9 protein-coding genes and 2 riboswitches are annotated in these 11621 nt (G+C 70.6%); all 9 genes read left to right on the top strand.

Annotation, left to right across the window (positions count from 1 at the left end):
• Positions 1-5: 5 nt before the first annotated feature.
• A riboswitch (glycine riboswitch) is annotated at positions 6-121 on the bottom strand.
• Positions 122-221: riboswitch (glycine riboswitch) on the bottom strand. It abuts the riboswitch before it with no gap.
• A gap of 171 nt (positions 222-392) precedes the next feature.
• The 9 genes from AC6I72_RS09675 (at position 393) to AC6I72_RS09635 (ending at position 11610) form a co-directional block, all read left to right on the top strand.
• Positions 393-1094, top strand: coding sequence for an AAA family ATPase (locus AC6I72_RS09675; protein ID WP_498000422.1), 702 nt, complete (start codon positions 393-395; stop codon positions 1092-1094).
• A gap of 43 nt (positions 1095-1137) precedes the next feature.
• Entirely contained in the window at positions 1138-1938 is an 801-nt protein-coding gene (locus AC6I72_RS09670; protein WP_498000421.1) for an enhanced serine sensitivity protein SseB, read from the top strand.
• A gap of 218 nt (positions 1939-2156) precedes the next feature.
• Positions 2157-2948 (top strand): enhanced serine sensitivity protein SseB C-terminal domain-containing protein, encoded by a 792-nt coding sequence (locus tag AC6I72_RS09665; RefSeq protein WP_498000420.1) that lies wholly within the window; start codon positions 2157-2159, stop codon positions 2946-2948.
• A 361-nt stretch (positions 2949-3309) separates the two neighbouring features.
• A complete protein-coding gene (locus AC6I72_RS09660) occupies positions 3310-4317 on the top strand; it encodes an ABC transporter permease (protein WP_498000419.1) in 1008 nt (335 codons plus the stop codon).
• A gap of 68 nt (positions 4318-4385) precedes the next feature.
• Positions 4386-6170, top strand: a complete 1785-nt coding sequence (locus AC6I72_RS09655) for an ABC transporter substrate-binding protein (protein ID WP_498000418.1) — start codon at positions 4386-4388, stop codon at positions 6168-6170.
• 109 nt (positions 6171-6279) lie between these two features.
• Entirely contained in the window at positions 6280-7278 is a 999-nt protein-coding gene (locus tag AC6I72_RS09650) for an ABC transporter permease (RefSeq protein WP_498000417.1), read from the top strand.
• The gene (locus AC6I72_RS09645) at positions 7275-8372 is read left to right on the top strand and encodes an ABC transporter ATP-binding protein (protein ID WP_498000416.1); all 1098 of its coding nucleotides are present in this window, start codon (positions 7275-7277) and stop codon (positions 8370-8372) included. Before AC6I72_RS09650 ends, AC6I72_RS09645 begins: the two co-directional genes overlap by 4 nt.
• Before the next feature lie 23 nt (positions 8373-8395).
• A complete protein-coding gene (locus AC6I72_RS09640; protein WP_498004634.1) occupies positions 8396-10117 on the top strand; it encodes an ABC transporter ATP-binding protein in 1722 nt (573 codons plus the stop codon).
• A 101-nt stretch (positions 10118-10218) separates the two neighbouring features.
• A complete protein-coding gene (locus AC6I72_RS09635; protein ID WP_498000415.1) occupies positions 10219-11610 on the top strand; it encodes a M1 family metallopeptidase in 1392 nt (463 codons plus the stop codon).
• Positions 11611-11621 lie beyond the last annotated feature (11 nt).

Raw genomic sequence — 11621 nt, 5'->3', positions numbered from 1 at the left:
GGGTGTCCTCCCCATCTGTCATCGGAACCTGAGAGGTTCGCCATGACCGCCGTCGGACGGACGGGCACGGCTTGCACCTTGGGTGGAGCCACTGCGGCAGCGGCCCGCTTTTCAGATGTGCCTCGCCCGCGCGGTACGGGGCCTGAGAGATTCAAGGGAGGGACTTGCTCCTTCGGCGCCCCAGGCAGGCGTGCTGCTGAGGACTCTCCCGCGCGGATTCAAGCGGCCGGTATGCAGTTGGCGCGCACATCATCGCATGCCCGGCGCCCGGCGCGGCAGGCCGGATCTGTAACCGGTCTGTGGCAGAACGCGCACGGAAACGGCAGGCGCCGCGTATTACCTTCTCTTTACACTCAAGGGGGAGGTGAACCGTCACCACCCCGGGGAGGACGATGACGGTGAACAGGAGTGCGCCGGCGTACGCGACGACGACACAGGTCCCGGCCCTGCCCGCACAGCCGGGCACCACCGCCCGCGCCCGCCGCGGCGGGCGCCCCGCGCCCGTCGTCCGCGACCTGCGCGGGCGGCCCGGGCGCACCCCGCACGCCCTGCTCTTCGGCCCCCGGGACCTCGTCGTGGTCGCCGGCCTGCCCGGCGGCGGCAAGTCCACGCTGATGCGCCGCGCGGTGCACGGCGCGCGGATCGACTCCCAGGACACCCGCGACCGCTGGGACACCCGCCTGGCCCGCCGCCTGCCCTACGCCCTCTACCGCCCCCTGGTCCGCCTCGCCCACTACGCCGCGCTGCGCCGCGCCCTGCGCACCGGCGAGGGCGTGGTGGTCCACGACTGCGGCACCCAGGCCTGGGTCCGCGCCTGGCTGGCCCGCACCGCCCACCGGCGCGGCGGCGCGCTCCACCTGCTCCTGCTGGACGTGCCGCCCGCCGCCGCGCTCTCGGGCCAGCGCGAGCGCGGCCGTGGCGTCTCCCGCTACGCCTTCCTGCGCCACCGCAGGGCCGCCGCCCGCCTGATCGGGGCGGTGGAGCGCGGCGAGCTGCCCAAGGGGTGCGACGCGGCGGTCCTGCTGGACCGCGAGGCCGCGGCCGGCCTGCGGCGGATCGGGTTCACCCGCGGGAGCGGCCCCGGCACCCGTTAGCCTTTCGGTCACACAGCAGTGGTTCCCAGCAGGCGGTAGGCAGATGGACTTCCCGGCGGACTTCTCCGCGGACTTTCCGGGGGACTTCCCGGCACAGGCGCACCACCCGCACGGCGGTTGGCCAGGCAACGAACTGGAGGAGGTGCTCTCCGCCGCCCTCGGCATCCCGACGGCCGGCGGCCGGATCATCGAGGTGCTGGGCCGCAGCCACCTCTGGGTGCCGCTGCCCAACGGCGGCGGCCCGCACAGCGGCCCGCTCGACCTGCCCACCCTGGAGATCGACGGCCAGGCCTACGTGCCGGTCTTCAGCTCCGAGGAACAGCTGCGCCAGGTCGCCGGCCCCCACATGGCCTTCACCGTCGCGCCCGCCGTCGAGTTCGCCCGGGGCCTGCCCGCCCAGGCCGGCATCGCGCTGAACCCGGACGGCGTGGCGGGCCTCCCGCTGCCCCCGCAGGCCGTGGCCGAACTGTGCCGGGCCGGGCGCACCGAACTGGACGGCCCCGCCGGCGGCGGCCGGGTCCGCCTGTACGAACCCGACTGGCAGGACGACCCGGTGGACTTCCTGTCCGCCGCCGGTGCCGAGTTCGCCGCCACGGGCCTGGTCCGCAGCGCCCGCCGCTGCCTGGCCGTCGTCGAGACGGCCGACCCGGTCATGTTCGTCGGGGTCGAACTGTCCCAGTGGGACGGCGACCTGCGCGCCCGCCCCCTGGACGCGCTGGGCCGCGCCCTGGCCGCGGCGCCCGCCCCCTGGCCGGTCAACCTCGTCCTCCTGGACATCACGGACGACCCGGTGGCCGAATGGATGCGCGAAAGGGTCCGGCCGTTCTACGAGTCGGGCCACTGAAGCCCGCCGCGGGGGCGGCGCGGCACGACCGCACCGCTCACGCCGGGCGGCAGCGCACCCGCTGCCCGGGACCACGACACGCACCGGGCCGGACGGGCGGCCGTAAGCTAGTGCCGTCGCGTTCCCGTCTGCCCCGCGCTCCGGGCGGACGACGGGAGGGGGACGGCAGGACCCAGGTCCGCAGCTCGGTCGAGGGCACTACGAAGGGGCGGTAGAAGGTGAGCGCCAGCGGCACCACGGCCGGGCACGTGGAGCAGATGCTCCGCCAGGTGACACCCGGGCGGTACGACGCCTACGAGGCGCTGCTGCGCACCCTCGCGACCCCCTCCTCCGGCCAGGTCTGGATGCTGCTCTGGCACGGCCAGGCCGGTTCCCCCGACGCCCAGTACGGCCACATGGAGGTCGGCGGCCACGGCTACGCCCCGTGCGTCACCTCCGCCCAGGAGCTGTCGGCCAGCGGCTGGATGCGCTCCTACGAGGTGGTCGACGGCCTCGACGTCGCCCGCACCCTCTACCCCGACCACTACGGCCTCTGGCTGAATCCGCACGCCCCGGGCGGCGGCGTCGGCATCCCCTGGCTGGATCTGCGCCGTATCGCCGCCGGCCTGGACCGCCAGCCCGCGGGGCCGCTCACACTGTCCGAACCGGCCCTCGAACTGCCGCAGTTCTACGCCCTGCTCACCCAGGCCGCCCACCGCACCCCCGCGCTGCGCTCGCTGCGCCGCGCCTGGGTGCAGCCCGCCGTCGGGGCGCCGTACCTCGCCATCGGCCTGGACGTGTACGACACCTCGCCGGCCGCCGTCGACGCGGTGCGGGCGATGATGCAGCAGTCGATGGCGGCCGTCCCGGACGGGCTGCCCGTCTCGACCGTGGTGATGTCGGACGAGTTCGACCCCGTGGTGATGTGGCTGCGCGCCCGCACCCGTCCGTTCTACGACCGCGAGGCCCACGCCGGAGCCGGCTCCCCGGCGGCGGGCGCCTACGGCTACCCGCCGGCCGGCGGACACTGATCGGCGCCACCACGGCCCGTCCCGCGAGGGACACTGATCCGGAACCAGACGGTCCGCCCGACGGCGGTCGAGGGGCCGGCGGCCTTCTGCGCGCGTAGATGAGGGCGGAAGGTCCGGTTCTGCGGAAGAAAGCACCAACTGGCCCGCGTCCGCCCCCCGTTACCCAACGTCCGGATAACGGAATCCCCCTACCCGCATCACGTTTGCGCATCCTTTCACCGTCAAGTCTGGCAGCAGATCGCCCGGGCATTGAAGACTCCCGCAACAAGGGGGCGTTCGCCCCTGTGTACGACGGACTGACGATGCCGCCACAGCGGCAAGTGCGGGCCGGCTACCGCCGGTTGAGAGGGGTCCCTGCCTAATGACGGCACCATTGCACGAGCCGACCGCCGAAGCGGCCCCGAGGGCGGCCGAGGAAGCGGCCGTGGCCACCACGGGCGCCAAGGCCGTCCAGGGCCGTTCCCTGGGGCGGATCGCCTGGGAGCGCCTCAAGCGGGACAAGCTCGCCCTGACGGGCGGTGTGGTCGTGCTCCTCCTCATCGCCGTCGCGCTGCTCGCGCCCGTTCTCGCGAACCTGATCGGGCAGGACCCGGACGCCTACCACGAGAACCTGATCGACCCGCTGTTCGGCACCCCCACGGGGTCCCTGGGCGGCATCAGCGGCGACCACCTCCTCGGCGTCGAGCCCGTCAACGGCCGCGACATCTTCGCCCGCATCCTCTACGGCGCGCAGATCTCGCTGCTGGTCGGCTTCCTGTCCGCCCTGGTCGCCGTCGTGCTCGGCACGATCCTCGGTATCCTCGCGGGCTTCTTCGGCGGCTGGGTCGACGCGGTGATCAGCCGGGTCATGGACGGCCTGCTCGCCTTCCCGCAGCTGCTCTTCATCATCGCGCTGGTCTCCGTCATGCCCAACGACATGCTGGGGCTGACCGGCTCCAGCGTGCGCGTGTTCGTGATGGTCCTGGTCATCGGCTTCTTCGGCTGGCCCTACATCGGCCGCGTGGTGCGCGGCCAGACGCTCTCGCTGCGGGAACGCGAGTACGTCGAGGCGGCACGGTCGCTGGGCGCCGGGCGGTTCTACATCCTGTTCAAGGAACTGCTGCCCAACCTGGTCGCGCCCATCATCGTGTACACGACGATGATGATCCCGACGAACATCCTCACCGAGGCGGCCCTCAGCTTCCTGGGCGTGGGTGTCAAGCCCCCGACGGCGTCCTGGGGACAGATGCTGTCGAGCGCGATCGACTACTACGACTCGGACCCCATGTACATGGTGATCCCGGGCGTGGCGATCTTCATCACCGTTCTTGCCTTCAACCTCTTCGGCGACGGCGTGCGCGACGCGCTGGACCCCAAGGGTTCCCGCTGAACCGCCGTATCCAAGCGACCCGTGGCGCATGCACGGGGTCTCTCATCAATTCCGGAGGAACCGAGATCGTGACTACCCAACGCACCAAAGGGCGGCGCAAGCAGGCACTGGCCGCTGCGGCCGTGGTCGCAGGGCTGCTGACCACGGCGGCGTGCGGCGGCGGAGGCGGCGGCGACTCGAAGAGCGGCGCGGCCGGCTTCGACGCGGCGAACAACAAGGTCGTCAACGCGTCGAAGGTCAAGAAGGGCGGCGAGCTGAAGTTCGCCGGCACCCAGGACGCCGACTCGTGGGACACCACACGCGGTTACTACGGCTTCATGTGGGACTTCTCGCGCTACTACAGCCGTCAGCTGCTCACCTACTCGACCGCGCCGGGCGCCGCGGGCGCCAAGCTCACGCCGGACCTGGCGGCGGACATGGGCAAGCTCTCCGACGGCGGCAAGACGTACACGTTCACCCTGCGCGACGGGATCACCTGGGAGGACGGCAAGCCGATCACCTCCAAGGACGTCAAGTACGGCATCGAGCGCGTCTGGGCGCAGGACGTCCTGTCCGGCGGCCCGGTCTACCTGAAGAACACGCTCGACCCCAAGGGCACCTACCCGGGCCCGTACAAGGACAAGTCCCCCGACCACCTGGGCCTGAAGGCGATCGACACGCCGGACGACAAGACCATCGTCTTCCACCTGCCCACGGCGAACTCCGACTTCCTCCAGATGCTGGCGCTGACCTCGGCCTCCCCGGTCCGCCAGGACAAGGACACCAAGTCGAAGTACGGCCTGCACCCGTTCTCCTCCGGCCCGTACAAGTTCGAGTCCTACGACCCGGGCAAGAGCCTCAAGCTGGTGCGCAACACCAACTGGAAGGCGTCCTCGGACCCGGTCCGCAAGGCGTACCCGGACAAGGTCTCGATCAAGTTCTTCACCAACGCCAACGATCTGGACCAGCGCCTGATCAGCGGCGACTACGACCTGGACCTCAGCCAGACCGGTCTGTCGCCGCAGGGCCGCCAGATCGCCCTGAAGCAGCACAAGGGCAACCTGGACAACCCGGTCTCCGGCTTCATCCGCTACGCGGTCTTCCCGCAGAGCGTCAAGCCGTTCGACAACGAGCACTGCCGCAAGGCCGTGATCTACGGCGCCGACCACGAGTCGCTCCAGACCGCCCGAGGCGGCCCGGTGGCCGGCGGTGACATCGGCACCAACATGCTCCCGCCGTCCGTCGCCGGTGGCGAGGGCCAGAAGTACGACCCCTACCAGCTCGCCGGGGCCGGCAAGAACGGCGACGCCGCCAAGGCCAAGGAAGAGCTGAAGGCCTGCGGCCAGCCGAACGGCTTCAAGACCACCATCGCGGTCCGCAACAACAAGCCGGTCGAGGTGGCCACCGCCCAGTCCCTGCAGGCGTCGCTGAAGAAGGTCGGCATCACCGCCGACATCTACCAGTACGACGGTTCGCAGACCACCGGCATCATCGGCAGCCCCTCGAACGTCGAGAAGAAGAAGTTCGGCATCATCATCATGGGCTGGGGTCCGGACTTCCCGACCGTCCAGGGCTACGGCGTGCCGCTGTGGGACAGCCGCGACATCCTCCAGAGCGGCAACAACAACTACGCCCTGATCAACGACAAGACGATCGACGGCCTCTTCGACCAGTACGGCACCACGCTGGACGACGCGAAGAAGGCGCAGCTCGCCACCCAGATCAACCACAAGGTCATGGAGGGCGGCTACTACCTGCCCTTCGTCTTCGAGAAGCTCCTGAACTGGCGCTCCTCGCGACTGGCGAACGTGTACACGACGAACGCGTACAGCGGGTACTACGACTTCGTCAACCTCGGCCTGACCGCGAAGTAAACCCGGCACACCCGCCGAACGGCACGAAAGGCAGGTGAAGGCCGGCGCGGCGTGACCGCGGGCCACCGGACGACCTCCGGGGCCCGCGGTCCGCGGCGGGCCGTAAGCTGTGCTCGCTTACCTCATCAGGCGGCTGTTCGCCGCCGCAGTGATGCTGGTGGTCATCATCGTGGTGGTCTTCAGCATCTTCTTCCTCGTCCCCAAGTGGGCGGGCGTCGACATCGCCCTGAGCTTCGTGGGCAAACAGGCCGACCCGGCCGCCGTCGAGGGGGTCCGGCAGAAGCTCGACCTGGGCGCCCCGGTCTACACGCAGGTCTGGCACTTCTTCCAGGGGATCTTCGCGGGCCGCACCTACGTGGGCGGCGGCGACGTCACCCACTGCGCCGCGCCCTGCTTCGGCTACTCCTTCAAGAGCGAGCAGGCCATCTGGCCGGTGCTCACCGACCGCTTCCCGGTGACCCTGGGACTCGCGCTCGGCGCCGCGGTGCTGTGGCTGGTCTTCGGTGTCGCCGCCGGTGTGCTCTCCGCGCTCAAGCGGGGCAGCATCTGGGACCGCGGCGCGATGGTCGTCGCCCTGAGCGGCGTCTCGCTGCCCATCTACTTCACCGGTCTGCTCTCCCTGGCCGTCTTCAGCTACGGACTGGGCTGGATCGACGGCCAGTACGTGCCCATCGGCGACAGCTTCACCGGCTGGCTCGGCGGCATGATCCTGCCCTGGATCACCCTGGCCTTCCTCTACGCGGCCATGTACGCGCGCATCACCCGGGCCACGATGCTGGAGGTCCTCGGCGAGGACTACATCCGCACCGCCCGCGCCAAGGGCCTGCGCGAGCAGACCGTCATCGGCAAGCACGCCATGCGCTCGACGCTGACCCCGATCCTGACCATGCTCGGCATGGACCTCGGCGCCCTGATCGGCGGCGCGATCCTGACCGAGACGACGTTCAGCCTGCCGGGCCTCGGCCAGGCGGTGCTCAACGGCATCAAGAACCAGGACCTGCCCATCATCCTGGGCGTCACCCTGATCACCTCCCTCGCGGTGCTCGTCGCCAACCTCGTGGTGGACGTTCTGTACGCCGTGATCGACCCCCGAGTGAGGCTCGCATGACCGACCTCAGCAGGACGGGAGCCGCGGTGGGCGAGCCCACCGCCGCCTCGGCCGCCCCGAGCGCCTTCCTGGAAGTACGCGACCTGAAGGTGCACTTCCCCACCGACGACGGCCTGGTCAAGTCCGTCGACGGGCTCAGCTTCAAGCTGGAGAAGGGCAGGACCCTCGGCATCGTGGGCGAGTCCGGCTCCGGCAAGTCGGTGACCTCGCTGGGCATCATGGGCCTGCACACTGCCGGCCAGTACGGCAAGCGCAAGGCGCAGATCTCCGGCGAGATCTGGCTGGACGGCACCGAGCTGCTCTCCGCCGACCCCGACCACGTGCGCAAGCTGCGCGGCCGCGAGATGGCGATGATCTTCCAGGACCCGCTGTCCGCGCTGCACCCCTACTTCACGATCGGCCAGCAGATCGTGGAGGCCTACCGCATCCACCACGACGTCGACAAGAAGACCGCGCGCAAGCGCGCGGTCGAGATGCTCGACCGGGTGGGCATCCCGCAGCCCGACAAGCGCGTCGACAACTACCCGCACGAGTTCTCCGGCGGGATGCGCCAGCGCGCGATGATCGCGATGTCGCTGGTGAACAACCCCGAACTGCTCATCGCGGACGAGCCGACCACCGCCCTGGACGTCACCGTCCAGGCGCAGATCCTCGACCTCATCCGGGATCTGCAGAAGGAGTTCGGCTCCGCGGTCATCGTCATCACCCACGACCTGGGCGTCGTCGCCGAACTCGCCGACGACATCCTGGTGATGTACGGCGGCCGGTGCGTGGAGCGCGGCCCGGCCGAGAAGGTGTTCTACGAGCCCCGCCACCCCTACACCTGGGGTCTGCTCGGCTCGATGCCGCGCCTGGACCGCGAGCAGCAGGAGCGGCTCATCCCCGTCAAGGGATCGCCGCCCTCCCTGATCAACATCCCGTCCGGCTGCGCCTTCAACCCGCGCTGCCCGTACGCCGACGTCCCCAAGGACGACCTCACCCGCACGGTGCGCCCCGAACTGTCCGAGGTGGGCAGCGGGCACTGGGCCGCCTGCCACATGTCGCAGGAGCAGCGGGAGCGGATCTGGACCGAAGAGATTGCGCCGAAGCTGTGAGCGACAACGCCAAGGACAAGGCAGTGGGCATCCCTGCGCAGAGCGACGGCGACAAGGCCGGGGCGAAGGACGAGGCGACCGGCACGGCCACCCTCACCGAGGAGGCCGCGCCCGGCGAGATCCTGCTCAAGGTGAGCGGGCTGCAGAAGCACTTCCCCATCAAGAAGGGGCTGTTGCAGCGCCAGGTCGGTGCGGTGCGCGCCGTGGACGGCCTCGACTTCGAGGTGCGCTCCGGTGAGACCCTCGGTGTCGTGGGCGAGTCCGGCTGCGGCAAGTCGACGATGGGCCGGCTGATCACCCGGCTGCTCGAACCCACCGCGGGCCGGATCGAGTTCGAGGGCAAGGACATCACGCACCTCGGTGTCGGCGGGATGCGCCCGATGCGCCGCGACGTCCAGATGATCTTCCAGGACCCGTACTCGTCGCTGAACCCGCGGCACACCATCGGCACCATCGTCGGCGCCCCCTTCCGGCTCCAGGGCGTCGAGCCCGAGGGCGGGATCAAGAAGGAGGTGCAGCGGCTGCTGTCGGTGGTCGGGCTCAGCCCCGAGCACTACAACCGCTACCCGCACGAGTTCTCCGGCGGTCAGCGCCAGCGCATCGGCATCGCCCGCGCGCTCGCGCTCAAGCCGAAGCTGGTGGTGGCGGACGAGCCGGTCTCCGCGCTCGACGTGTCGATCCAGGCGCAGGTCGTCAACCTGCTGGACGACCTCCAGCAGGAGCTGGGCCTGACGTACGTGATCATCGCGCACGACCTGTCGGTCGTCCGGCACGTCTCGGACCGGATCGCGGTCATGTACCTCGGCAAGATCGTCGAGCTGGCCGACCGGGACTCGCTGTACAAGGCGCCGATGCACCCGTACACCAAGGCGCTCATGTCCGCGGTGCCGATCCCGGACCCGCGGCGCAAGAACGCCAAGAGCGAGCGCATCCTGCTCCAGGGTGACGTGCCCTCGCCGATCTCCCCGCCGAGCGGCTGCCGCTTCCACACCCGGTGCTGGAAGGCGACGGAGATCTGCCGGACGACCGAGCCGCAGCTGAAGGAGCTGAAGCCCGGGCAGCGGGTGGCCTGCCACCACCCGGAGAACTTCGCGGACCAGGCGCCGCAGGACACGGTGCTGCTGACGGCCGCGAAGGAGGCGGCCGAGCTGGTGTCCGAGGAGGCCCTGGCCGAGTCGGCCCGGACGTCCGCGGCGGTGGCGGCGGAGGTCGCGGAGACGGCGCAGAGCACGGAGACCGCCGAGAACCCGGAGGCCCGTGAGGCCGCGGAGGGCACGGAGAACTCGGGGGCGGCGGAGGCCACCGAGGGCACGGAGGACTCGGGGGCCGCCGAGGGCACCGAGACGGCGGAGGCCGCGGGTACCGCCGAGCCGGCCGAGGGCACCGCCGAATCCCCGGCCGGGTCCGCGGAGTCCGCCGGGTCCGCCGAGCCCGCGGAGGCCGCAGCGGAACCCGCCACGGCGGCGAAGACCACCAGGTCGACGCCCGCCAAGTCGGCGAAGACCGCGAAGTCCGCGCCCGCGAAGACCGCCAGGTCCACGGCGGCGAAGACGGCGAAGACGGCCAAGTCCGCGGCGGCGAAGACTTCGAAGTCCGCGCCCGCGAAGACCGCGAAGTCCACGCCCGCCAAGTCCGCGAAGCCGGCGAAGGCCGCCGGGCCGGCGGCCTCGGAGGAGACCGGCACGGACGCGGTCACGGGCACGGACGGCGAGCGTACCGAGCGTCAGGAGTCAACGGGCGACTGACGCATGACGACTTGGTAAAGTCATGCACATGATCGAACGGGAGAGCGCAGAGTCTTCCCTGTCCGTGTGATCCACTGATCCACGCGCGAAGGGACGGACTCATGGCACTCTCCCGTTCGGCACGTCTGGGGGCCGTCGCGACCGCGGCGGCCTCCTTCCTCGCGATCGCCGCCTCCTCGGCCCCCACGCACGGCGCCCCGGGCATCGGCGACTCCTACTTCCCCCTCCTGGGCAACGGCGGCTTCGACGCCCGCCACTACGCCCTCGACATCGCGTACAACCCGGACACCGACCGCCTCGACGGGCGCACCACCCTCACCGCCCGCGCCACCGAGAACCTCTCCTCCTTCGACCTGGACCTGCAGAAACTGGAGGTCACCCGGGTCGAGGTGAACGGCAGAGGCGCGCAGTTCACGCGCGACGGCGACGAGTTGCGCATCACCCCGCGCGGCGTGCTGCGCAAGAACAGCACGTTCACGGTCACCGTCACCTACGGCGGCATACCCGAGCCGCTCGGCGGCCCCATCGTGTTCGGTTCGAAGTACGGCTGGATGAAGACCGACGACGGCGTCTTCGTGGCCTGCGAGCCCAACGCCGCCTCGACCTGGTTCCCCTCCAGCGACCACCCCTCCGACAAGGCCACCTACGACATCCGTATCAAGGCGCCCAAGGGCCTCACCGGTGTCTCCAACGGCCGGCTCGTCTCGACGTACGACCGGGGCGGCTCGACGTACACGCACTGGCGCGAGAGCCGGCCCATGGCGAGCTACCTGGCGACCGCCACCATCGGGAAGTTCGACGTGCGCACCGGCCGGACCCCGGGCGGCATCCCGATGTACGTGGCCATCGACCCCAAGCTGAAGGACAGCAACAAGGTCGACGTGTACGCGGTGACCGCCGCCGCCACCGACTACTGGTCGCAGGTCTTCGGGCCGTACCCGTTCGAGGAGACCGGCGCGATCGTCGACGACATGCCGCAGGCCGGGTTCTCCCTGGAGGTGCAGAGCAAGCCCGCCTACTCGGCCGTGCGCAGCGAGTCGACCATCGTGCACGAACTGGCCCACCAGTGGTTCGGCGACTCGGTGTCGGTGAAGCACTGGAAGGACATCTGGCTCAACGAGGGCTTCGCGACCTACGCCCAGTGGCTGTGGGCCGAGCACAAGGGCACCCGCTCGGCGCACGACTCCTTCCGCGCCGAGTACGACTCCCTCGCCGCCGGCGACTCCTTCTGGCAGGTCAGGCCGGCCGACCCGCAGCGCGACACCATGTTCGACGGCGCGGTCTACGACCGGGGCGCCATGACCCTGCAGGCGCTGCGCGAACGCATCGGCGACAAGGCGTTCTTCCGGCTGCTGCCCGCCTGGACGGCGCTGCACCGCTACGGCAACGCCGAGACGGCCGACTTCGTCCGGCTCGCGGAGAAGGTGTCCGGGCAGCGGCTCGGCGACCTCTTCCAGAAGTGGCTCTACACCCCGGGCAAGCCCGCCCTGTAGGCGCGGCGCCC

The organism is Streptomyces sp. Xyl84, assembly GCF_059731885.1.
Note: the sequence above shows the minus strand (reverse complement) of the source record. Positions and strands in the feature narration are given on the sequence as shown.

Coding starts and splice junctions, on each gene's coding strand:
- AC6I72_RS09635 (WP_498000415.1), top strand. CDS start 10,219: ATGGCACTCTCCCGTTCGGCACGTCTGGGGGCCGTCGCGACCGCGGCG.
- AC6I72_RS09675 (WP_498000422.1), top strand. CDS start 393: ATGACGGTGAACAGGAGTGCGCCGGCGTACGCGACGACGACACAGGTC.
- AC6I72_RS09660 (WP_498000419.1), top strand. CDS start 3,310: ATGACGGCACCATTGCACGAGCCGACCGCCGAAGCGGCCCCGAGGGCG.
- AC6I72_RS09670 (WP_498000421.1), top strand. CDS start 1,138: ATGGACTTCCCGGCGGACTTCTCCGCGGACTTTCCGGGGGACTTCCCG.
- AC6I72_RS09645 (WP_498000416.1), top strand. CDS start 7,275: ATGACCGACCTCAGCAGGACGGGAGCCGCGGTGGGCGAGCCCACCGCC.